Annotated in this window: 23 protein-coding genes and 3 pseudogenes; 3 read left to right on the top strand and 23 right to left on the bottom strand. The window is 37.5% G+C overall.

Going from position 1 to position 22,443, the window contains the following annotated elements:
* Positions 1–116 precede the first annotated feature (116 nt).
* Entirely contained in the window at positions 117–269 is a 153-nt protein-coding gene (locus tag KO561_RS05395; protein WP_231096108.1) for a hypothetical protein, read from the bottom strand.
* 241 nt (positions 270–510) lie between these two features.
* On the bottom strand, positions 511–2,526 hold the full coding sequence (locus KO561_RS05390) for a methyl-accepting chemotaxis protein (RefSeq protein ID WP_231096107.1): 2,016 nt from the start codon (positions 2,524–2,526) through the stop codon (positions 511–513).
* A 273-nt stretch (positions 2,527–2,799) separates the two neighbouring features.
* On the opposite strand from KO561_RS05390, the gene KO561_RS05385 reads away from it, so the two are divergent.
* The 3 genes from KO561_RS05385 to KO561_RS20420 all read left to right on the top strand — a co-directional run bounded on the left by KO561_RS05385 (position 2,800) and on the right by KO561_RS20420 (position 4,326).
* Complete coding sequence (locus KO561_RS05385) at positions 2,800–3,246, top strand: MarR family winged helix-turn-helix transcriptional regulator (RefSeq protein ID WP_231096106.1); 447 nt, start codon at positions 2,800–2,802, stop codon at positions 3,244–3,246.
* 70 nt (positions 3,247–3,316) lie between these two features.
* Complete coding sequence (locus tag KO561_RS05380; protein WP_231096105.1) at positions 3,317–4,183, top strand: permease; 867 nt, start codon at positions 3,317–3,319, stop codon at positions 4,181–4,183.
* A 14-nt stretch (positions 4,184–4,197) separates the two neighbouring features.
* A complete protein-coding gene (locus KO561_RS20420) occupies positions 4,198–4,326 on the top strand; it encodes a hypothetical protein (protein ID WP_269140699.1) in 129 nt (42 codons plus the stop codon).
* A 47-nt stretch (positions 4,327–4,373) separates the two neighbouring features.
* On the opposite strand, the pseudogene KO561_RS20415 reads toward KO561_RS20420, so the two are convergent.
* The 21 genes and pseudogenes from KO561_RS20415 to KO561_RS05280 all read right to left on the bottom strand — a co-directional run.
* Positions 4,374–4,523: pseudogene (locus KO561_RS20415) on the bottom strand (sporulation protein YhbH); the annotation flags it as partial.
* A gap of 31 nt (positions 4,524–4,554) precedes the next feature.
* Positions 4,555–4,803, bottom strand: a complete 249-nt coding sequence (locus tag KO561_RS05375; RefSeq protein WP_231096104.1) for a hypothetical protein — start codon at positions 4,801–4,803, stop codon at positions 4,555–4,557.
* A gap of 218 nt (positions 4,804–5,021) precedes the next feature.
* The gene (locus KO561_RS05370; protein WP_231096103.1) at positions 5,022–5,978 is read right to left on the bottom strand and encodes an N-acetylmuramoyl-L-alanine amidase; all 957 of its coding nucleotides are present in this window, start codon (positions 5,976–5,978) and stop codon (positions 5,022–5,024) included.
* A 47-nt stretch (positions 5,979–6,025) separates the two neighbouring features.
* Positions 6,026–6,436, bottom strand: coding sequence for a phage holin family protein (locus KO561_RS05365; RefSeq protein WP_231096102.1), 411 nt, complete (start codon positions 6,434–6,436; stop codon positions 6,026–6,028).
* Between the two features lie 36 nt (positions 6,437–6,472).
* The gene (locus tag KO561_RS05360; protein WP_231096101.1) at positions 6,473–6,640 is read right to left on the bottom strand and encodes a hypothetical protein; all 168 of its coding nucleotides are present in this window, start codon (positions 6,638–6,640) and stop codon (positions 6,473–6,475) included.
* 38 nt (positions 6,641–6,678) lie between these two features.
* Positions 6,679–9,402 carry a phage tail spike protein gene (locus KO561_RS05355; RefSeq protein WP_231096100.1) on the bottom strand — a complete coding sequence of 908 codons (2,724 nt, stop codon included), beginning with the start codon at positions 9,400–9,402 and terminating at the stop codon, positions 6,679–6,681.
* Positions 9,399–10,847, bottom strand: a complete 1,449-nt coding sequence (locus KO561_RS05350) for a phage tail domain-containing protein (protein ID WP_231096099.1) — start codon at positions 10,845–10,847, stop codon at positions 9,399–9,401. The genes KO561_RS05355 and KO561_RS05350 overlap by 4 nt, the downstream gene beginning before the upstream one ends.
* A gap of 5 nt (positions 10,848–10,852) precedes the next feature.
* Positions 10,853–14,161, bottom strand: a complete 3,309-nt coding sequence (locus KO561_RS05345) for a phage tail tape measure protein (protein ID WP_231096098.1) — start codon at positions 14,159–14,161, stop codon at positions 10,853–10,855.
* 11 nt (positions 14,162–14,172) lie between these two features.
* Positions 14,173–14,694, bottom strand: coding sequence for a hypothetical protein (locus KO561_RS05340; RefSeq protein WP_231096097.1), 522 nt, complete (start codon positions 14,692–14,694; stop codon positions 14,173–14,175).
* A 49-nt stretch (positions 14,695–14,743) separates the two neighbouring features.
* Positions 14,744–15,022 (bottom strand): fibronectin type III domain-containing protein, encoded by a 279-nt coding sequence (locus KO561_RS05335; RefSeq protein WP_269140716.1) that lies wholly within the window; start codon positions 15,020–15,022, stop codon positions 14,744–14,746.
* Complete coding sequence (locus KO561_RS05330; RefSeq protein ID WP_231096095.1) at positions 15,006–15,593, bottom strand: phage tail protein; 588 nt, start codon at positions 15,591–15,593, stop codon at positions 15,006–15,008. The genes KO561_RS05335 and KO561_RS05330 overlap by 17 nt, the downstream gene beginning before the upstream one ends.
* Entirely contained in the window at positions 15,593–16,021 is a 429-nt protein-coding gene (locus KO561_RS05325) for a hypothetical protein (protein ID WP_231096094.1), read from the bottom strand. The genes KO561_RS05330 and KO561_RS05325 overlap by 1 nt, the downstream gene beginning before the upstream one ends.
* Entirely contained in the window at positions 16,008–16,397 is a 390-nt protein-coding gene (locus KO561_RS05320; RefSeq protein ID WP_231096093.1) for a hypothetical protein, read from the bottom strand. The genes KO561_RS05325 and KO561_RS05320 overlap by 14 nt, the downstream gene beginning before the upstream one ends.
* On the bottom strand, positions 16,394–16,759 hold the full coding sequence (locus tag KO561_RS05315) for a head-tail adaptor protein (protein ID WP_231096092.1): 366 nt from the start codon (positions 16,757–16,759) through the stop codon (positions 16,394–16,396). Before KO561_RS05315 ends, KO561_RS05320 begins: the two co-directional genes overlap by 4 nt.
* Positions 16,728–17,039: a hypothetical protein gene (locus KO561_RS05310; protein WP_231096091.1), complete on the bottom strand. Its 312-nt coding sequence runs from the start codon at positions 17,037–17,039 to the stop codon at positions 16,728–16,730. Before KO561_RS05310 ends, KO561_RS05315 begins: the two co-directional genes overlap by 32 nt.
* A gap of 12 nt (positions 17,040–17,051) precedes the next feature.
* Positions 17,052–17,429 (bottom strand): hypothetical protein, encoded by a 378-nt coding sequence (locus KO561_RS05305; RefSeq protein ID WP_231096090.1) that lies wholly within the window; start codon positions 17,427–17,429, stop codon positions 17,052–17,054.
* A gap of 25 nt (positions 17,430–17,454) precedes the next feature.
* Positions 17,455–17,709: pseudogene (locus tag KO561_RS05300) on the bottom strand (fibronectin type III domain-containing protein); the annotation flags it as partial.
* A 3-nt stretch (positions 17,710–17,712) separates the two neighbouring features.
* Positions 17,713–18,843 (bottom strand): annotated as a pseudogene (locus KO561_RS05295) (phage major capsid protein); the annotation flags it as partial.
* Positions 18,844–18,863: 20 nt separating this feature from the next.
* Positions 18,864–19,616: a head maturation protease, ClpP-related gene (locus KO561_RS05290; protein ID WP_231096089.1), complete on the bottom strand. Its 753-nt coding sequence runs from the start codon at positions 19,614–19,616 to the stop codon at positions 18,864–18,866.
* Positions 19,616–20,698, bottom strand: a complete 1,083-nt coding sequence (locus KO561_RS05285; protein ID WP_231097045.1) for a phage portal protein — start codon at positions 20,696–20,698, stop codon at positions 19,616–19,618. The genes KO561_RS05290 and KO561_RS05285 overlap by 1 nt, the downstream gene beginning before the upstream one ends.
* A gap of 71 nt (positions 20,699–20,769) precedes the next feature.
* Positions 20,770–22,440, bottom strand: coding sequence for a terminase large subunit domain-containing protein (locus KO561_RS05280; RefSeq protein ID WP_231096088.1), 1,671 nt, complete (start codon positions 22,438–22,440; stop codon positions 20,770–20,772).
* Between the last annotated feature and the right edge of the window lie 3 nt (positions 22,441–22,443).

Here is a 22,443-nt window from a genome sequence, read left to right as displayed (position 1 = left end):
AATCACCTCATCCTTAAAAACGAAACAAGACCGCCCAAAACAGGCGATCTTGTTTCAAGATTACTTACCGTATATTTCTTCTTTTGTTAGGTAATTATCTTTAATTATTGTATCATCTATATTTTTACAGGTTCAAGTAAAACGGAAGGAACATCTATCTGTCCGTTGTTTACTGTACTATTTGTTTCTATTTTTTCTCCATTTGCTACCTTCATTGCCATCTCTGCTGCATTGGTTGCCAATAATTGAATAGATTTATAAACAGTCATGGTCTGTGTTCCTTCTACAATTCTTTTAACTGCTTCTAACTCAGCATCTTGACCTTCATTTTTTCTAACAAAGAAATTCCCTTTTTGTAAGTCTTGTTGTGCTAGTATGTGCCTAAGGCCGCGTTAAGAGAGTTTCAACCTAATTTATATCGACATCAATCGACATTCATTAAATGGGAAACTCTCCCTTTAAAACGCACAGTTTTAGATTTTTCTTGATTACTCTTTCGAGGTATTTTCATTAATCGATTTTAAATTTAGCCAGCATTTCCTCAAGTTCCAATGCCATTTTATTTAATGATTCAGTGGAAGAAGAGATTTCTTCCATGGATCGATGTTGATCATATGCGGCTAGAGATATTTTCTCTAGTTCATCAAGAGAGCTCTTAGAAATTTCCACAATTTCATTCATAGAAGCTGATACTTCCTCCGTACTTGCGGATAGTTGTTCAGTTGAGGCAGATACTTCCTCGATTTGACTTGATACACCCTCTACTTCTAAGACGATTGAACCAAATACATTTCCCACACTTTCTATCGAATTTACACTTTTACGTACTTCTTGCAAACCATCTGAAATCGAATCTGAAGTATTAGTTGTAGATTCCTGAATGTCCCGTAATATGCTAGAAATGTTACTGGTTGCCTTCGTTGTTTGTTCAGCCAGTTTTTTGACTTCACCCGCGACTACTGCAAATCCTTTACCATGTTCTCCAGCGCGAGCTGCTTCAATTGCAGCATTTAAAGATAAGAGGTTCGTTTGAGACGCAATTTCAGAGATATATCCTACAATTTTATTAACTTCTAAGGATTTTGATTCTAACGCCTGAACCTGCTTAGCGGATTTCTCCACCACCTCTTGTACTCTCATTATTTGGTGAATTGCTCCTTTTACGTCTCTGTCTCCAAGTTGAACTTGGTTTCTAACTTGGTGGGCTCTTTCACTCACACTAACGGAAGAATCTGCAATTCGTGTAATACCTACGGCCATTTCTTCCATTGCTGTAGCAGACTGTTCTGAACCTTCATACTGAACTTGTGCACCTTTTGTAATTTGTTCTGCGGAATTAGCAGTGTTTTCGGAAGCAATAACAGAGTTTGTTGCAATGGTTGATAATTGTGTAGAAGAAACAGTCGTATGCTGAACGACATCCGATAGTTTGTTTAAAGTAAGACTAAACGAATTCAGCATTTCATTAATATTATTCATTAACTGTTGCAGTTCATCGCGCCCTTTGGTTTTTAATCTACCAGTTAAATCACCATCAGCAACTTTTTTCATAAGGTTTGTCATATCTATGATTGGACGCAACATATAACGGGATGATAAAAATGATATTAAAGAAACTAGAAGCGTACAAATGATTATGACAGCAATTCCAGTCTCATTTGCTTTTTTGACACCGCTCATTAATTCTTCTTCTTCTCCAGTAACAACAACACGCCAACCAGTAATATTAACTTCTGCATAAGACGCAACCTTTGAGATATCTTCAGAATCGACATAATTTATTGTTCCTTTTTTCTTTTGTAATACTTCCTCTTTATACAAATCTGCAACCTCTTTAGTCTCATATGCACTAACTTCATTCCCAACCCTATCTTCTAATTGATGGGCAAGGTATTTACCATCCTTTGAAATCAAGAAAGCAGAACTACTCTCTCCCATTTTGTTTTGATTTAAATCTTCTAATATATTTCCAGGGGTAACTTTTGCTTGTACAAGTCCGCCAAAGTTTTCATTACCATCAAGAATTGGAATATCAATAATAATAATGTTATCCCCGGTATTACTATCAATAAGAATATCGGATATCCCTACCGTTTTCTCTTTCTTAATTCGATTGAAATTATCAAACTCCGAAAGATTAAGCTCTTGACCTGATTCATTTATTGCTTTTCCAGTCTCAAGTGAATAAGTAAAGGAGAGTATATCTGGGCTCATTGCCTTCATTACTTGTAAAAGGTCTACTATCTTATCCGAGTCCCCCTCGAGGAGCTCTACTTTATAAGTATCTACAAAGCCTTCGATAGCATTGACTTTTTCTTGCAGAAATCCGTTTAGTGCCTGAGAATTAGCGGATGCAATGACCATCTGTTGATCTTTATAATCCTTCTCCACAATTTCAGTAAATAAACTGATTAGAATAGATGCTACGATGACAACCGGAATTACTGTTAATAGTAAAAGAAAAGCTGTAACTTTAAACTTGAGTGTGCCTATCGTTGTTCTAAAATGCTCTAACCACTTTTTCATAAATTTTGCCCCTTTCATGATGAAGTACAGTTCTCTTTAATATATCGACATCATTCGACAAAAAGTTAGTTATTTAGGAATCTTGTTTTCGATAGGATAAGTAAGTTACATATTTACTTATCTGCATTTCTTTCAAGAAAAGTAGTAAAGGGGGTTATTCTATATAGCTATTGAGCTTTATATTGAATTCGTTGATTTATAAATATGGAAAATATAATAAATAATTTGCAAAATGCAAGTAATATGCTATAACTATAGTTAGAGGTGAAAATAATGGAAGATACACGTGAACTATTTCAAGTAATGACCAGACGGTTTGGTTTTCTGAATAAAAACTGTTGTTCGGTTGGTGGTGCTGATATTTCCGTTGTTCAGAGTCACATTCTATATGAGATCGATAAACATCAATCCCCTTCCGTTCAAACCATCTCCAGTATTCTTGGTATGGATATCACAACGTTTAGTAGACAAATTCAAAGCTTGGTTAAAATGGGACTCGTAAAAAAGACCCCTTTACCAGAGGATCGACGCATTCATATTCTCTCCTTAACAACAGAGGGAACCTATGTAGCAGCTTCCATTGATGCACAAATGAAGGAGTACTTGAACGAAGTTTTCTCTCATATGAGTGAGTTCGAAAAAAACGCTGTCCTACAGTCCATTAAGGTTTTAAACAACGCCATGGCAAAATCGACCGTTTGTTGTAAACCATTATTATGAGCAAGGAAATCTCTTGCTCTTTATGCAAAATAAATACTTGCAAAATACAAATAATTGAGAGGCGATAGAAATGTGGATTGATATACTAAATAGTTTTATTTACATAGCCCTGGAGTTAACCCTTTTGTTTGTCGGAATATCCTTTTTGATTAACCTTTTACAGGGTGTCATACCTTATGAGCGATTAGAGAAGCGAATGGAAACTAGCCATCCCCTCGTCAGTGCAGGAGTTGCCATTTTATTTGCCTTTATTACACCGTTTTGCTCATGCTCTACTATTCCTATTGTAGTTAATCTTCTACATAAAAAGGTTCGATTTGGAATCGTTATGATTTTCTTATTTGCATCTCCTGTCTTGGATCCAACCATCTTAACCTTAATGACAGCAGTATTAGGTTTTAAGGTAGCAATGGTTTATACGATCACTACTTCTTTACTTTCCGTTCTCATTGGATTTGCATTGGAGAAGTTAGGATTTGAATCACAAGTGAAGAGAGTAATCATGAAGGGTTACCAGCAACCTGTACAAAGGTTTGATTTCAAATTAGCTTTGGCGGAAACTATTCAGCTAATGAAAACCGTGTATCCTTTCTTAATCATTGGGGCTGGGATTGGAGCAATCATTCATGGGGCTGTTCCTACAGAATGGATTACTACTTATATGGGAGATAATCATTGGTGGCTTGTCCCAATCGCAGCAATCATCGGGATTCCCCTTTACATTCGACTATCTACCATGATTCCCATTAGCCAAATGATGATTGCTAAAGGTATGGCATTAGGCCCAGTAATGGCATTAATGATTAGTTCTGCAGGTGCAAGCTTACCGGAAATAACCCTTTTAAATAGCATTTTTAAGAAAAGACTAGTATTTGCTTTTATAGGCTCTGTTTTTACGATGTCTACAATGTCTGGGTTTCTATTCTATATTCTTTAAAGGAGGTGATAAACATGCCAGTATTCAAAAATTTGTTCACAACAAAAGACAATTCTTGTTGCGATATTCAATTTGCAGAAGTGAAAGAGGATTGTTGTGAAGAGGATGCCGCTTGCTGTGGTGGTACCACTCATTGCTGTTAACCTGTAGTCACTTATGAAGCTTCTCCTTCATAGAGAAGCTTCATTTTTTAGGAAAGAGCTATATTTTCTTCCTGTTTATGAAAAAATGTTTTCATCGCATGAAACACATCCGCTTTCCGTTTTAATACATAATGCTTTAACTTTGGATCATCTAGTTGTTTGTACACCTGCATTAAGGACGAGTACCTATTATACTGGTACAACTATAGACCCTATAACCATTAAAAATTAAGCAATTTCGTTCTCTCTTGACTTAGTTTCTTCTTTTAACAGATTTAGATGCTCTTCACTGGTTTCTCTAATTTTATTCAAAAGGTATATTACTTCCCCAAATCCAAACATGAATAATCCGCTAATTACTCCATATCCAAAATAGGTAAAAAAGGCGGTCCAGGATTTTTCAGTGATTGGATCACTTCCCGTCCCTAAAATATCATCTTCATAGCCTACTACTATTTCATAGTTACTAAATCCCAAGAAGATTCCTCCTACGATACATAGAGCTCCTACAGTATAAAAAGCTTTTGATAAATTGTTCATATAATATCCCCATTTGACCTTTCCCCAATCCCCATATTTTCTTAATTATACAAAAAAGTACCCTATAGGTAGACTTTTTTTAGGTGTCTACCTTATAGGGTACAGTTTAATAAGGAGATGGTCCTTTTTTGAAAAAAGAATACGATAGTTTAATTTTACTTCACTCTTAATTTTTGTCCAGGATAAATGAGATTCTTATTTTTGATGTTATTCCATTTTACGATGTCAGAAACACTAGAATTGAATTCTTGTGCTATCCTACTTAGAATATCTCCACGTTCTACCGTATAATATTTCTTTTTTGTAGATTGAGGATTTTTCAAGCGACCAAGAGTAACAGGACCGATAATGCCATCTACTCCGATACCTTCTGCTTTTTGGAACTCAATAACAGCTTTTTCGGTTAACGGACCAAAGATGCCGTCGATACGACCTGTGTAGAATCCTAATTCCTTCAAGCGTTTTTGACGTTCTTTAACCGCTGTACCCCTGCTACCTTCTTTTAACAAGGTATCGTCATGATTAGATTCCGGTTTAGGTTCTGGTTTACTTACAGGCTTACTGGATGCTGTCTTCAAACCAAAAGCTTTAACGATTCCATTCACATGACCACGTGCAACTGTATCTAAAAACGCATCAGATTTTAGTTTTTCTGCATCTTCTTTATTATCGATAAATAGATTTTCCGTTAATGCAGCTGGCATAGATGATTCTCGAACCATGTGGAAGTTAGCTTCTTTCTTACCTCTATCTCTTCCGCCGATCTCATCCATAATCTCATCATGAACGATCCCTCTTAAACGATTGGTTTCTGCTTTTCCGGAATAACTGCCGTTGTAGGTATAGGATTCAAAACCTGTTCCACCGCCTGCATTGATATGCACAGATAAAAGGTAATCAGCTCCCCAAGCATTGGCATCATTTGTACGCTGACTGAGGCTAAGTGTCTTGTCAGAATCCCTGCTTAATCGAACTTGCACACCTTCGTAGTATTTCAGTTGGTCCCGAATTTTTTTGCCAATCTTTAATGTTAAATCCTTTTCCTGCAATCCGTTAGCTACTGCACCCGGATCACTACCACCATGTCCTAGGTCCATATAAAGTTTAAGCATATTAATCCTCTCCTTTTCAAAAATAAAAAGGCACTCCATTGAGCGCCTTATTTAACCTTCTTCTTAACTTCTGATTCTGACTTCTCACTTAATGTCTCTACAGCTTTTTTCAATACATTTGGGATAGGCAATCCTGTTCGTCCAGCATTTTCAATAATAGATAGAGATTCATTAGCCAAATAAAAGAAGATAACCGCATCACGAATGAAATGGCTATCTCCTCCAAGAACTGTATCAACTGCATGACCAACAGCTACCAGAACTAATATCATCACTTTCTTAGCAATGCCTTTGAAACCTACCTTGCTATTCCACTTACCCCACCCAGCCATTAATCCGGTTAGGTAGTCGATTACGATGAATACCATTAGAATTTGTAACAATGTCGACCACCCCCCGAATAAATAAGAGACAATTGTACCTCCACTTGCGATTAAGATTTTAAATAAGTTTTCCACTCGTTATTCCCCTCTCAAATTTTCTTGGCGTTATAGCTAAAAATTATTTCCCATTTGTTTTTCATTTTCTTGCAATTCTGTGACATTTTTATAGATTTCTTCGGCTATAATTCTGCCACCTAATTCAACATTAACCTTTGTTGATGATTTTATTTCATTTGCTTTGCTATACCCATCGATGAAGCCTTGTAGATATCTACTCAATTTTTTCACCCCCTGTTTTCAGACATAAAAAATACGCCTTATATGGCGCTTTCTAGTGCTGTAATTCTTTGTTCCAATGTTGAAATTTTATCATCTTGTTGCTTTACCTTTGCAGCCATCATAGAAACTAGGCCGTATAAGTCTATTGATTTTCCATCACCATTGATTAAATAATACCCTGCAGATGATTCAAGCTCCTCTATAACGATACCTGTCTTAACCCTTGTTTCATTTCCAGTTAAGGTATAGTTGCGGAAGTTTAAGGAATCAAAAATACTAGCCATATCTTCCGTATTTATGTCTCGAATGTTGTTTTTATTTTCCACTGATGAAGCATTATTAAAGTTGTAAGCTGTAAACGCACTACCACTGTATGGTAAATTGACCTCTACCGGTCCAGAGCCGGAATCCGTTGCTGCATATACATTCAACCTTCTATTCGGACCATCATAATACCCTTGCGTCCTACTACCGTCATTATAAGTGGTACTATTGAATGGGAAAATTTTAAAATAGTGATCATTATGAACTAATCGACCAGTTAAATCTCCATAGGATCTAATGTGATTCCCATAAAGGTAATATGCATGTAAACTTTCTGCATCTTGAAAACCATACATAAGATTGTGAAGACCATCTTCTGGATTATAAGGAACAGGAACAGATCCCTCAACAAGTTGAACCCCATCAAACATAGCCCAATCCACAGTCGTTAAAAGATACATTCTCACTACTGCTGTTTCAGGAGGAGTGGTAAAGGTAGCCTTGTACCTTAATATATCTTTTTCGCTAGTTGGTGCAGGATAATCAAAGTATTCTTCAGATAGTTTTTCTAATGTATCTTGATTCCATCTGTAATAGCGAACTAGAAACCTTGGAGGTCCGGCAGCGTGACCAGGTGCTTTTCGTGTATGAAAGGAAAACGTATATTGTTTTCCAGCGCTCTCAGCATTTAAAGTCTGCCAGACGTAATCGCCTCTTCCACATATAACAGACTTTAGACCATACATGGCCAAACTGGTAGGGGCATCCGTTTGGTAAACAGACAAAACTCTTGGTGTACCCTGAGCCATCCAACCCGACCATTCATTGGATGATGTGACCTGCATATCTCGGATAAGGGAATTTCCCCCGTAATAGGTCGAGCCTACTGATCGCACACTTTCAAAGGAATGGTCTTTTAGTAAATTTGATCGAAATACAATAGAACTTTTAGTTCCTGTTTTACCGTCAACAATGTAAAAATCACCGTCTCTAGCATTTACCTTTGCGTTCAAATCGACATAAAAGAAATTAACCCATGGATCGTTAACTGTTGCCCTCTTTTGTATCATAAAACCTTGGGTAGCATCTTGGACGATTTTTACCAAGTTATCACTTGTAACAACTTCTAACCCTTTTTCTTTACTAAAGGTCACTCCATTATAAACTGTTTGTTGTTGAATAGAATTTGCTGCTTGATCACGAACAGTGTTTGCTGCTGTTCCCCCGACTTTAGCTGTATCAGCTGCGGTGTTTTCGCTCGTTACATCTGCACCTTGTTGCGACCATCCTCTTGTAAAGTTTTCAGCGTTTGCTTCCGTTTGGGTATCCTTGCTATCAACCTCAGTCTTAGTGTACGTTATCCCTAAAACCTGTTCCTCGGAAATTTTTTTAGCAATCTTCTTAAGTAGTTCTTTTCTAATTTGGTTGATGTCTTCTTCTTTGTGCTCAATGATTTCTCCTAATGTATGTTTCTTCTGATATACGTCCGTAATTGGACCTTTTCTCGCGATAATGCGAGAATCCAAATAAACAGGAGGATTATGCTCCGTGACTTTTACACGAGATGTATCACCTAAAGATACTTTCTCGTGCTCCCTGCCGAAAATGGTTTCGAGTGTCGCTACATCAATTTCCCATTTCACCGAGGAACTGATTCGTTTTTGTAGTTCATTCTCTGTCAAGGTAGTAAGACGCTCTCTTGTCATATCCTGATCTGTGGATTCTGGAATATAAATGTCCCATAAATGAACTGGAACACCTGAACTAGGATCAATTCGTCCCCATGCTTGACGCGCTTCCTCATTTGTTACTTCAACGATATCATAAGTGCCATCACTTTTTTCTGGACCCACTCCAACTAAAGCTGTAACAACCGGTTGTGTAGTTTCAAATCGTTTCATCCCAATTAAGTCTTTTCCGGACTCGATTTCTTTCCCTTCCCAGGAACCAACCCTTTGAAGAAGATCCACATAACGACCAACAACTTTATTCCCATCGGTTACGATCCGAAATTGTAGTTCTAAACTAAATGCAGAAGCAATCTTTTTCAGGGCATCATAAGGGTTAATATGCTCTTCAAATGCAATCGTTAACGAGCCTGAATACTCTGTCTTACCTCGTTCCCATCCCGTACCGGATAGGACAAAATCTGTCGCAGAATTTACGGTTTGACCGTTAAGTGTAACAGGAGCGATAGGCTTGTTTTTCTTGAGTTCAATATAGGATGCAAGTGAACGTATCTCTACTTCATTATTAATGGTGTCATTATAATAAATAATAAACTCACGAAAAGAGCCATTATTCCCGGGAATAATGACTCGGTTACGTTTATTTAAATGTTGTGCAGCGCGTATATCTTTCGGTGTAGAAAAGCTAAACGTCTCTTCTCCATCTAATACTTCAATATGATTATCTTGATAAAACGGATTAACTCCCTCATTATCCATTGTATCTAGAATGGAATCAGTTTGATGATCCAAAATATGAATTTGTGTCATTTATACGCTGGCCTCCATTTCACTTTAGTATCTAAAGCTCCTTGTGGGAAAGTAAAAATCCTGTTTGTTCCTGACATAATGTTGAAGTAAGATGCACCAAAATCTTTCTCCATTTTTATGTCCATACCATTCAAATAAACAATGTCATTTTGATGGTCGAATACCAAGTTATCACCTGCATAAGCGAGTATAGGTATCTCATTTTCCCCGATTTCATTTAAGCGTATAACTCTAACCTTATCCATATTCATTGTTGCTACAGCATAAGACCGATATTGTCCAAAATGAATTTGAACCTGTGAAATAGGAGTTTGAAACTGACCTTGATAATCATAGAATTCATCCGCTAGGTTAAATTTGTATCTACCAGTGTTAGAATCATAAAAATCCATCTGTGCCGATATCCGCGTTCCCTGTCGTTGCAAGGCCAACCGACCATAGAAATTAGGTATCCAATAAGGATGTCTTTCTGACATGACATATTTATAAGGTCCACTTAGTGGACCAACTCTGAAACGTCCTACTGCATCTTGAAACTGTGAATAAGAATCAAAGATTGATAACATGCCAACAATATTGTTATCAACATCTAATAAATGTATCTGGATTCGCCCCAACTCATTAGCTGCTGTATTAAATTCAACCCATGTTTGAATATTAAAGTCTTGCAAAGGAGAAGAAAGGCTTTGCTTGAGAGCTGGACCATGCCAACCAGTACCAGTACCGTAGCTTGTAGGTACAAACCTACCGTTTGACACCCCAATGCTCCCTGCTACATCTCCTGACTCAATCGAAGGAACGGCTCCCCACGCTACGGTAGAAGAACAATCATCTACTAAGATTTCATCATAAGGACTAATAACAGGTTGATCAGCAGGTGCTGGCTTTCCAACCATCATATAATCCCCATTCTCATTAACAATCTGTACGAAAGAGGTATCCTGCAGAACAGTAGATTCAAATATTGGTTTTGATTTTTCGGTCCCTGGATTGGTCAAAACTAAAGAATCATTTTCAAATACTTTTTCTAACTGCAATCCATAAATAAAGGGGTCTGGCATCGTTAAATCTATAGAAAATTTACCGTCAGTCGTTGTAAGGTTTTCAATGTCATACTCTCCCTCTTGAATCACAAAAAGCTCTCTATCTGGTTTTATATCTCTAACTATGGAAAACTCTTTTTCAGAAAAAAATAAGTCAAAAATGTCATGCTTAATAGTTTCATAATTATTTTCATTTTCCTCTTCAATTTGCATGGTAATTGCTACTCTTCTTTCTGCAATTCTTGTAGAGGATAATAGGGAGCCTGCCCTATTTGGAACTATAAGCTTCTTCCGCTCTGCGTGAGGGGAATATATATGAAATGATTCCACCCAGATTCCGAGTTCATGCATATCAAAGTTTTGGTTATTTTTCTTAATTACAAAATTATATTTACTTTTCATAACCCTCACCCCTGAAACTCTGATTTAATATTATTGTCCAAATCAATGAATTCCTTAATGGGTTTCCAAACAATACTCCCTACAGATCTTCCATCGATGATAACATCACCCACGCCTACATCAACGTTCATCCGGTTAGTATTATTTTGAGTAGTAGTTAACATAGAACTCATATTATCTAAGCTTCTAGATAGCTCTGGACTTACCCCAACACCACCTGCATAACCAGGTAACTTAGATAACATTTTGGACGTCTGTTCTGCTGTAAATACTCGAGCTCCTCGTTTAAGGTCAGGAATAATACCAAAGCTTCGCAGTGACAATTTATTGCCCTCTTTCACTATCTCTGGTCCCTCCTCACCGACAATTGCAGGACCACCTGGGTGAAAGTTAGTTCCATCAGCATATCCCACTGGAACGTGGTGTCCGTTTCCGTTTGAATATTTTAATGATATAGTCTTCCAAACTGTCTCTGATAACCTATCATCTAACGAGCTAGCCTTCGGATTTAAAATTGCATTGACGTTTTTGGTAACATCTTTACTAAGCTCATCTGTGTAATTACGTGCATCACTGGCCAGACCTCTAATCTTACCTTTAGTTGTATTTAACTTACCGATTTGATTATCAATTGCTCCTACTGCATTTCGATATTCATCTGTATTACGCATGTTTATAGGAGTCTGTTCTTTCAGTGTTTCCTTTTCCTTTTGTAGCTTTGCTATTTTCGTATCGATAGCTTGTATTGCAGTACCATCTTGAACAGCCTGACGTGCTTTTTCTTCCGTTATACCAGCGCTTGTCAGATAGTTAAGTTGTAGTCTTTGGTATATCTGCTCAAGCTGGGCAATTTCCTTAGTTGTATTATCTATCTTTATCTGTTGTTCTGTTCTCTGATTTTTAATCGTTAACAGTTGATTCCGTAGACCTTGTTCACCATCTTTTATGAGATTGTATTGTTTCTGTAACGGATCTATTTGCTTCTGTAATTCCTGCCATTCCGCTGTACCGGCTCTCACTTTGGCTTGTTTTGCCTGTAGGGATTTGAGTTCTTCCTCAACCTGCTCTCTTAAAACATCAAGCTCCCTACCACTATAATCATTTAAAAGTTGGCTAATCTCGGCTTCCTTTTGTTTATACCCGTTCATCTGTCTCTGTTGTGCAGCTCTATCTTGAAGCAGAGTATTTTGATTCTCCAGTGCTTCAAAGAACTCTTTCTCAATCTCCACCGTAGCCATTTGTGCGAGCTCTTGATTATATTTCCTAAGCTCATCAGTAGTACCAGCTACTTTGTTCCCTTGTGTTGTTATTTCATCTGATGCTTCAGGCAGGGCTTTCACTAAATCGCTGTTCAGTTTAATCATGTCCGTAAGTTCATCATTCGTAAATCCGGACTTTTCTTCCAGACTTGCCATTTCATCTTTTATGTTTGTGATAACTCCTGGATCAGTAGCCGTTTTTAATTCTGTTTGAAGATCAATGTATCGTGCAAACTCATCTCTGGTTAGTTTTGAGCTTTCTCTTAGTTTGTCAAACTCATCAATCATTTTTTTCGTTGATTCATGTTCTTTCAACATGGCATTAGTTGTTTCCAAGGAGACTTCGTTAAGCTCGTTTTTCTTTTCAATGGCTTGCCCAATAGCTATTCCTAATCCACCAAGCGCGCCTACAGCCAACCCAATAGGGCCAGCTCTACTCACTAATCGTAGGATCGTGCCACTTAACCCCTTACTGCCTAAACCTTTTGTAAAACCACCCACTAGAGAGGTTAAAGAGCCAAATATCTTTAATGCAGGTCCTAATCCTACTGCTAGTAATCCTGAAGTGGCAATGAAATCCTTCGTTTCATCATCGAGGTTAACAAACCACTCTGCCATCTCTTCAATCTTAGGTGTTACATCATCTGCCATATCAAGCAATTCTTCGCCAATTGGTTCAATCGCTCTCAAGAGCTCTCTCATTGTCTTTTTAAATTTAACACCGAAAGCATCTTCCTGGGTTTTCGCAAATGAATCCATAGCGCCTTCCGTATCTTCAAAAGCGTTATTAACGTTATCTAACGAATACACAGTCGTTTTCTCAAGGTCTTCAAACTTACTGCCGAACAATTCTACACCAATTTGATTGGCCAACACCTGGTCTTCCATTTTTTCGAGCTCTGGTAGTACAGCATTGAATAAATCCTCTGTGGTTGCTTTACCATCCTCAAATGCTTTAAATACGGATTGTGTTTCCTTGGACATCTGACCAAAAGCATCTGCTGTTGTATCAGAACCATCCTGAACACGTATATTAAACTCTTTCATTAGGTCGTTAATGTAATCTAGATTATATGCACCGTTCTCTGTACCATTTGCTAGAATTGTGAAATACTCTTGCGCTGTGAATCCCATTTGCTTAAACAACGGAGCGTATTCCGATATGTTATCGAACATTTCCTGTGAAAAATTCAAACCTTCTTGTTGCCCTTTGGTAAACAGATCCATTGATTCTTGGGCTGTTAATCCGAAGTTATGCATTAACTGATTCACACCACGAGTAGCTTCACTCATATCGGCTTCCGTTGCGTTTGCTAAGATTAACATGTTTTTAGTTATCTTTTGTAAATCTTCACCACTGTTAATGTCCTTAATATTTTGTTTAATGAGTGCGATTGATCGAGCAACTTGTTCCGGATTGTCACCAAAACCATCTTCCCAAACAGCACGCATATCTGATTCTAGTTGCTTGGCTTCATCGCCAGTTGCACCTAAAGAACCAGTCATCAATCTCAGAGCACCATCCATGTCCATAGCACTCATTCCTGCAACTGTACCGATTCCTGCTAACGGAAGTGACAGACCTGTTGAGAGTGAATCACCTGTTTCATTAGCCTTTTCAGCAATACCATCTAACGCTTGTTGGTATTTTTGTGCATCTTGTCTAGCCTCTGTCATTGATTGACTTTGCTGTTCAATATCAGCCTTTGAACGATTAATCGCATTACCTAGTTTTTGTTCCGATATACGCAAGTCTAGAAGTTTGTTGGAAAGTTTGTTTGCTTCGTTAGAGTTTTCGCCATAGACTTCTTGTGCTTTTTTCAGTTGATCACTGGTTGATTTGATTCTATTTTTAACATTGCTTTGTTCTTTTCCTAGATACTCAACCCTTGCTTCCAACTTCTCAGTAGCACTAGCTGTATCTTTCATCTGTTCCGATTGAAGTCTAAATTCTTTTCGAAGCTTCGTACTTTCCTTTTCCATTTCTTTGATGCCTTCATTAAACTCCTTATTAAAGACACTAAACTTAACCTGTGTTTCATTTTGTTTCGCCATGTTCTCACCTCCTAATACGTTTTAGGATTGTTATCCCAAGCTTTATACGCCTGTCTACTTTCATAAATCCTTTCTAAATCAGGTATCGGATGATGCCAGAATGTATCACTGTCAATGCCTGATGCAAGACAGTACAAAACATAACGGTCCTCTACACATTCGATTTCTAATCTAGGGTATTTAATTTTCTTTTGATCTTTTCCAACGTTAGTGTTAGTACTTTTCTTTAAACCTTCCGCAAATTTATTAGGAACGACATCCAAACACGCATCAATAATCGCTGTATAATTTTGTTCCAGTTCTTCTTGATCTGTTTTATAAAGAAAAAGAAACTCATCAAATGAAAAATCAATATTTTTGTTCGGGCCAATTGCAGCTAAATAAACAACTGTCAATGCGGAATCGGCTTCAAGTACATCCTTTAAATTGGATCCATCTATTAAACCGAGCTTATGGCCAACACTCAATGAATAATTCGTAATTGCTGAAGGATATAGTTTTTCACCGATACGAATAAATACCATTTTTGCCATTCAAAACACTCCCTTAACATCAGAAAAAGAGTAGGGATTACCCTACTCTTTATGCTGCTGATGTAGTAACGGAAACCGCTGTACTTAGTGCAGATTCTTTTCCGTTTGCTCCAATAGCTTTTACTTGATACGAATAGGTGGTTGAAGCTGTTAACCCACTATCCGAATAGCTTGTTGTCGCGCTTGTCCCTACTGAAACTCCATCCCTATATATTTCATAATTTGAAATGCCCTCATCATAACTAACCGCATCCCATGTCAACGTTAATCCTGTAGCCGTGACATTGGATGTTACTAGTCCAGAGGGCGCATTAGGGAGTAGGGACAACTTCAACTAGAGTACGGTCAAACTGTGTATGCCATGTAGTTGGAATGGTTTGATCTTCTAATTCTTCGACCATTGCCTCATACAAGATCTGTTTAAAGTCATCCGGGTATGCCTCAAGAGAGATTTCCATAAGGGCAACTTCGTCCGCTCCATTTTCAATATTGAATGTGAAGCCTGTGGCGCTTATGCAATCCGGGAACGCCATTAACTTGGTCACATCTTCGAATTCATCAATGGCGTTAGCTGTCAATGTAAATCGCTTCGCCTTTGAATCGGTTCCGTACGAATAGATACCAGGCTTTAAGTCTGTATTCGAGAATCCGAATATATCACGGAGCACTTTCAATTTCACATGGGCCGAAACAGTCAATGTCATCTTCTCGGCTTTAGTCCGTTTAGCTACCTCAATGCCTTCTTCTCGTTTGATAATTTGGCGAAGAAGGGTTTCCCCACCTACCGTTCCAGCTGCACCAAACTTTGTGCCAGGTGACTTGGTTCCATCATCTTGCATGAATTGAACGCTTATATCCGTAATTGTTACCGGGTCAAACGTTTCTACTACCATTACCATTAGAATTCCTCCTCTAAATATCGATCTATATGGTCGTTAAGACTATTTCGACCAAACAAAATATCATTTATACTGCTCTCTAATCCACCTTCCATGAATCTTTGTTCTAATGGATTATGTGGACCACGACCTTCGTTGGGAAACACTAGATATCCAAAACTACCAGGATTACTCGCCGCTCCTCCACGTGCTTTGACAGTAAATCCTAAATTAAAATCTTCAATTTTCCACCATTTGCTATTCCTCGCGTGACGCTTATCGCGAATAGAAATTGGCATTAAGTGTGTAATATGCTTAACTGTTTTCGCAGCTCCTTCATTGTGAAGATAGCTATTAATAATACCCTCAATATTATTTGGTATCTTTTTAAACTTCTCCTCAATCTGTTCAATGGCTTTATAATCCACTTCGTATTTAACGCGTGTCATACTTCAACATCCTTCTGAAAATCACAGTAACTCGATCAAAGTAATCCTCGGTCTTACCTTTTTGTACGCGTTCTTTAATAGTTCGTCCGAAAGTAATACCTTTCACCTTTGAACCAACAGAAATGATATCAAGTGTTGTGAATTCAACGTTTGGATTATCTTCAGATACATATACCACATAAACATCTTGTGCTAGACTTCCTTCTGTATTTGTTAATTGCATGTCACCATAAACGATCAGAAAATAATTCTCTGCTTCAGCTAATTCTGTTTTCGTTGCTTCATCACCAAAGACAGGGATTTTAAATATTGTCTCCAAATCATTTGCAAGCTTGTTCTGATTTGCTGTCAGATGTTCTTTCCAACTTTCGTTCATTGCGCCTCACCAACTTCCTGCAAATAGAAAAAGAGATAAGATCTACTCTTATCCCAATCCACATCTATAACATCGTAAATGATCTCATGTACCTTACAACTCATAGAAGATTTCTTTCTATTGGTCTTAAAGGAAGGAGGAAATCTAGTTTTAACTTTCATATCCAACCGCGAGTTCATAGCACCCGCAAGTTGAATATCCTCTTCCCGTGCATTCATTAACTGGTAGGCAAGTTTTCCTTCTGGTACAAATGCATCACCAATCTTTTTACGTGCATCATTCCGCTGTACAGTCACTTTTCCATACTCCAGAAATCCGTCATTAAATACCTCATGTACTGGTTTCTGTATCCGTCGTTGCATGGTCTTTTATTCCCTCTCGTAATGAAAGTTTGAAAAGTTCTCTTTCGAAGTTGACTTCGAACAACTCAAGTGAATGATTATAAACGTACCGCCCATAATCCATTAGTAATCGTCTAGCCTTTGAATCAACTGTATAATCTATCCCTATACCTGCTGTTTCATCCAAATAATCTATGCCGTCCTTAACATACTTCAATAAATCATCGTCTTCTTCATTCCAGGTTATTTTTAAATACCCTTTGAGTTCTTCTCTTAATTCGTTTAATTGCTGATCAGTCAAGAAAACCACCCCCTATTGCTCAGGGGATGGTTGGGTATCAGATTCACTTTTCTCTTGCAATTTTATGATTAAGGCAATTCGTTCTTCCTCATTTTTTGCCTCGTTAGGATCCCCATTGAGTTCCTTAATTAACTCCTCTTGAGGACCTTTGTTCATTTTCTTAATGTCTGCCTGGGTTAACAACTTGGGCTCTTCACCTTCTGGTTGAACTTCCTCAATAAAAACTCGCTTATATTTTGGGTGTTTCTTTGTTAACTCGGCAATACGTTCCTCTGGTGGTTGATAACCCTTTCTTGGATATTCGTGCCCAACTTCGTAGATAACTTTATTTTGTTCTGAATCTTGTGGGTCTTTTGTATCCCTGAAAAAATTTAGTACTTTAAAAGGCATTTTGTATTTCTCCCTTCTCTAATTTTTAGACAGTAGCTGCTGTAGTAACCGTAAGCTCATTACTTAATACAGATTCTAAACCATTATTTCCAATTGCTCTTACTTGGTAAATGTAATCCGTTGAAGCCGCTAAACCAGTGTCGTTAAAGCTTGCTACTGTGCTTGTATTAATTTTCACTCCATTTCTGTAAATCTCGTAATTTGCAATTCCATCAGGATAAGTTACTGCATCCCAAGTTAAAGTAAGACTAGTATCCGTTACATTTGTTGTTGCTAGATTAGTAGGAGCATCAGGAGTACCTTCAGCAACTTCCAAGTCATAAACAACAGATGCATTATTGTCTAACGGTTTTCCATTCGCAAACTGTTTAATTGTGTATAGCTGTGCATCTTCCATCGCCAGTGTTTGGTCGAATTTCTTTAATTTGTATCCACCAGCAATAGCAGCAAGATATTGACCTTTCACAAAGAAAATCACTTTTCCTTCTGGGACGAATTCGGACTCTACAATTTCCGGATTGAACGGCAAATTAGTCACATATACTCCACTCGCATTTTGTGTTGTTGCAGATGCTGTAATGTCGAAATGGTCAAACGGATTTACTACCATAACGATTTTGCCAGCAACTTTACGCACTTGTCCTTTTGCGTTTTTGGAAAGTCCTTTTACTACATTCTTCATTTCAATTACTGTGGTCCGACCAGGTTTAAATGTTAGTGTTCCCTTTGATACTTTCGCAGTAACAGTACCAGTATCAGGATCAACATTTTTATCCAAACCAACAGGTTCATTATTACCGCTACCAATAACAAATCCTTTTTCAAGTGCTACAGAAACTACTTCAACAAGTAGAGTTCGGATGTAACGCTCTACCCATTTCGGACCAAGTTCCAACATGTCGTTTGGAATTACACCAAAGGCAGTGAGTTTCAATTGGCTAATTTCTTCTTCTCCAAACGCTGCATTCACTTGTCCTTGGATTTGTCCAAACAATTTACCCCAAACTGCCGCGCCCTCAGGGTCAGAGGTAATGATACGAGTTACTGCACCCATATCCTTTAAGCCAATAGCGTTTAGTAAAGGATGTTCTTTTCTCAAATCTTCAAATACACGTTCTTGTGTAGTTACAGGAAGAATAGATTCGTCTGTAAACCCACCTTGTTGAATTGCTGCATTAAAGAATTTTGTTTCTTCAGATGTGAGCACGTTTTGACCACGTTGTTGTAAGATAGAACGATCAAGCATACTGTCGTTTACTTGTTGAGAAACGCTTGCTGAAACTTGCTCCTGTAAAGCATCAAAGAAATTACTAAACGCCTCTTGCTGTTTTGTTTCATCACCATCTTTCATTGCATTAACTAATTCAGTCTTTGCAGCTTTAAATTCTTCTGATTTATTGAATGTAATTGTCATTTCACATTCCCTCCATTTTCTTATAAATTTAAAAAGAGCTTACTCACTTTACTGTTTTCAACAGAATTTGGAGTAGGCTCTTTTTGATTAGGTTTTGCTCGTGCAACATATTTAGCAACTAATTTTTCCTTAATGTTTTCAGGTTCGGTATCATCCTCGTCAACATCGATATCTTCAAGATCCTGAATTTCAATTTCTTCCCCTACGACATCTGCTAGCCCAAATGCGACAGCTTCCTCTGCAGTAAGAAATGTTTCCTCATCTAGTAACTGTTCCAATTCAGATTCTTCCCCGACAAAACGCTTTTTATATGATGCTGCAAGTGATATATCTATCTTTCTTAGATCTGCTGCAGTCTTTTCAAATACAGTTGCGTTACCGTATTCAAAGGTGGCTGCTCGGTGAATCATCATCATTGTATTTTCCGGCATAATTACTTTATCGCCAGCCACAGCAATAACTGATGCTGCACTTGCTGCCCAACCGTCAATGTGAACAATAATCTCCGCTTTGTGATTTTTTAGTATATTTCCAATAGCGACACCATCAAAAGCAGAACCACCTGGTGAATTAATATGAACATGAATCTTATCCGCGTCAACATTTTGCAATTTCCTCTGGATACCTTGGGCGCTATTGTCACTATAGAAATAGCTGCCGATAGGTCCATAAATGTAAAGCGAATACTCTTTCCCCTCTTCAACAGCCTCAAAACGAATATCTGATTTCTTGTTCATCATGTTTTTGATCTGTTCCTTTAGTTCCCTAGTCATTATTCCTCACCTCCTTCAGTGGATTCACTACTTCTTGCGTAGTTTTTGGTGATTACGTATTCTTCCATAATCGGATCATCCACCCTTTCTAGATTTAATTCGTCTCGTAATTCTTGACCATTCATAACACCCGATGAACGGAGCTTATCAACTTGGGTAGCTAAATCGAAGATACTTTGATAAGAAACTCTACGAATATCAATTCGTTTATTTTTTTCCAAGTAATCTTTCTTCTTGATGAACTTATAGTTACCTTCATCCTTAATGTTTTTTATGAAAGGATTCACACAAAACACCATATAATTTTTCGTCAGTTTTTCTACATCTGCCATCTCACCATGAAGTAGTCCTGGAGGAATTCCTATGGCCATTGCTAATTTATCAAGAAAACCATTAGTAACTTTATTGACCTCATCAACTGACTGTCCATTAGATGAACTATTTTTCTCTTCATAGTTGAATCCTTTTTGCTCTGGAACAATGGCAATATCTTTTTCTTCAAAAGCTGTGTACATTTTATTAATAAAATTTTGCAGCCTTTCCATATTCTCTTTAGTCATTGATTGATTCGTATCTAACTTGGCTGTTCCACGGATTTGATTCTTTCTTTTTTGACCATTTAATATTCGACCAAATAATTCTCCGTAGTCATCATACATACTATCAATTAAAGGTTGTAGTTCCTCGTTGTGATATTTTAGGTAAAAAACCTTATTCATAGGAAAAGCACGTTTAAATTCAAAATCATTAACCACTACATTCGTGAAACTATCCTCATAAACCGCGCGTTGGTTGTGAACAAAGTCATCCGCAATTAATAAATCTTCATCATCAGACTGGATAATTAAACATTCATTGTCGTGAATTAGTTTATATACAACGGTTTGCCAAAAGTGACTAGCGGTCATGTTTTTATTTGGGCGAACATTTAACCGGTAATACAATTCATCACGAATGTACTCTTTTCCCTCTTTAATTCTGAACTCGGATTGACTAATCGTTCTACCGAGAAAATTTGTACAAATCTGTAACGCCAAACGTTTCATGTAAATTCGCTTGGATGTATCCGCTAGTAGATCCATGTCAAATATATATTCAATTTCTTTATTACGACCAAGAACGTAATCTAGAATTCCCAATTATAATCACCCCCTTAAAAATCAATTTCATCTAAATAAAACTCCTCGTCATCTTCTAAGTCACTTGCTCGATATAGCGCATGGACAAATGCCTGGAATCCATCTGTTTTACGTTTCACTTCTTCTTTCTTTAAAAATTGTTTTCCGGCTTGTGTTTCTTTTACATACACATTATTTGTGAACCAACGCATAAGAGGATTATCTTCAAAGATAAACTTATGATTGGCAAAACCATCTTCTACACGTGGAGCAAGCAAAGGGTGTATGCTTGATGGTCTACGAATACCTTCCACTTCAAAACCTTCTGCTTCAAGTAAAGGCCTCAATATATCCAATTTGAAATTATCAGCAATAATTTTTTCTACGCCGTATATCTCTCGCATTTCTACAAACCAGTTAACTATGTGCATAGGATTTAACGAAGGTTCATCCACAACCCTCATCAATCCATCCTTTTCCCACTTCTTTATTGGTGCTTTCTTCTCGGTACCGAAATCATTATTCGTATTCGAATAGCCATAGTGCACATCGCAGAAATGTTTAATAGCAAACGTAAAGGATTTAAATGCATATTCATCCCCTTTTTTAAACAGAAGTCCACACGTAGAAAAATCTCGTACACTACCAAAGTCTAACGATCCAATAGGTTTTGTATCGAGTTTAAAAAATGGTCGATTAGTCGCCATCATCTCTTCACGAGAAGCAACGGAGTTTTCCATGTTATCCTCAATGAAATTCATACGCTTGGTTACAAACGCTGCGCGTCCAGAAGGGTTGTAAGCTAGCTTCTTATATTCCTTAATGACCTTGTTAAACAACCGTCTACCGCGTTTATTTAGAGGTGCTTGAAGTGCTGGGTTAGCTTTCGGCCAGTTCTCAGGATCATCCATTTCTCTCAGGTCATCTAACTCGCAAATGTATGGGAAAACACCAGAGAATTCAATCAATTCATTAAGGATATCTTCGCATTCCCGATATTTGATATCGAAATATCCCTCTCGGACATAACCTTTTGTTCCAATAAAAAACTGTCTACCGCAATCTACTTTTCCAAGACCTCCAGAAAATACATCCACAATGTCCGTGTCTTCCATTTCGTGATACTCGTCATAGATCACTGCACCTTCACGACCACCATCTTGTGAGCTGGCATTACTGGTTTTAAATTCAAAAACAGATTGTGTACTCGTACCTGTGATACTACTCTTAAATGCTTCGAATTCTTCTGTTAGATCTTCGTTGCCTTTTTTATTAATGACACGAAAACATTCCAAGAAACTCCTCTTTGCTTGCTTCTCGGAGTTTGCAACAATCGATACATCATAGTAATCAATTCCATGCAAAGGACTAATAAAATAATTGGCAAGCGTGGAGATGAAACCATTCTTACCTCCACCACGTCCCATGTTAATGACAAACTCATCAAATACAGGTTCATCTTCTTCTTTGCGGAATAAAAAAATGAATGGGGTTATAAATTTCTCCCATTCATCTAGTTCAAAATACCAAGTTTCACTGAACTCTATATAATTTTCGATTTGTTCCTCATCGAAATAATAAAGGTCATCACGTGGTAATATGTGTTTTTCAATTAAACAGATTAATTGAATTCTTTTTTTGTTAAGTAAAAGTTTGCCACATTTCCATTTCTTTATATAATCTTCAACATACTGATTATGAAGCATAAG

Source organism: Radiobacillus kanasensis, assembly GCF_021049245.1.
Taxonomy (GTDB): domain Bacteria; phylum Bacillota; class Bacilli; order Bacillales; family Amphibacillaceae; genus Radiobacillus; species Radiobacillus kanasensis.
The sequence above is the reverse complement of the archived record's forward strand: the minus strand, read 5'-3'. Positions and strand labels throughout refer to the sequence as shown.

Bases quoted from the DNA above. Each gene is read 5' to 3' on its own strand.
- KO561_RS05395 (WP_231096108.1), bottom strand. From the start codon at position 269: ATGACTGTTTATAAATCTATTCAATTATTGGCAACCAATGCAGCAGAG.
- KO561_RS05390 (WP_231096107.1), bottom strand. From the start codon at position 2,526: ATGAAAAAGTGGTTAGAGCATTTTAGAACAACGATAGGCACACTCAAG.
- KO561_RS05385 (WP_231096106.1), top strand. From the start codon at position 2,800: ATGGAAGATACACGTGAACTATTTCAAGTAATGACCAGACGGTTTGGT.
- KO561_RS05380 (WP_231096105.1), top strand. From the start codon at position 3,317: ATGTGGATTGATATACTAAATAGTTTTATTTACATAGCCCTGGAGTTA.
- KO561_RS20420 (WP_269140699.1), top strand. From the start codon at position 4,198: ATGCCAGTATTCAAAAATTTGTTCACAACAAAAGACAATTCTTGTTGC.
- KO561_RS05370 (WP_231096103.1), bottom strand. From the start codon at position 5,978: ATGCTTAAACTTTATATGGACCTAGGACATGGTGGTAGTGATCCGGGT.
- KO561_RS05355 (WP_231096100.1), bottom strand. From the start codon at position 9,402: ATGACACAAATTCATATTTTGGATCATCAAACTGATTCCATTCTAGAT.
- KO561_RS05350 (WP_231096099.1), bottom strand. From the start codon at position 10,847: ATGAAAAGTAAATATAATTTTGTAATTAAGAAAAATAACCAAAACTTT.
- KO561_RS05345 (WP_231096098.1), bottom strand. From the start codon at position 14,161: ATGGCGAAACAAAATGAAACACAGGTTAAGTTTAGTGTCTTTAATAAG.
- KO561_RS05340 (WP_231096097.1), bottom strand. From the start codon at position 14,694: ATGGCAAAAATGGTATTTATTCGTATCGGTGAAAAACTATATCCTTCA.
- KO561_RS05330 (WP_231096095.1), bottom strand. From the start codon at position 15,593: ATGGTAATGGTAGTAGAAACGTTTGACCCGGTAACAATTACGGATATA.
- KO561_RS05325 (WP_231096094.1), bottom strand. From the start codon at position 16,021: ATGACACGCGTTAAATACGAAGTGGATTATAAAGCCATTGAACAGATT.
- KO561_RS05320 (WP_231096093.1), bottom strand. From the start codon at position 16,397: ATGAACGAAAGTTGGAAAGAACATCTGACAGCAAATCAGAACAAGCTT.
- KO561_RS05315 (WP_231096092.1), bottom strand. From the start codon at position 16,759: ATGCAACGACGGATACAGAAACCAGTACATGAGGTATTTAATGACGGA.
- KO561_RS05305 (WP_231096090.1), bottom strand. From the start codon at position 17,429: ATGCCTTTTAAAGTACTAAATTTTTTCAGGGATACAAAAGACCCACAA.
- KO561_RS05290 (WP_231096089.1), bottom strand. From the start codon at position 19,616: ATGACTAGGGAACTAAAGGAACAGATCAAAAACATGATGAACAAGAAA.
- KO561_RS05285 (WP_231097045.1), bottom strand. From the start codon at position 20,698: ATGGATCTACTAGCGGATACATCCAAGCGAATTTACATGAAACGTTTG.
- KO561_RS05280 (WP_231096088.1), bottom strand. From the start codon at position 22,440: ATGCTTCATAATCAGTATGTTGAAGATTATATAAAGAAATGGAAATGT.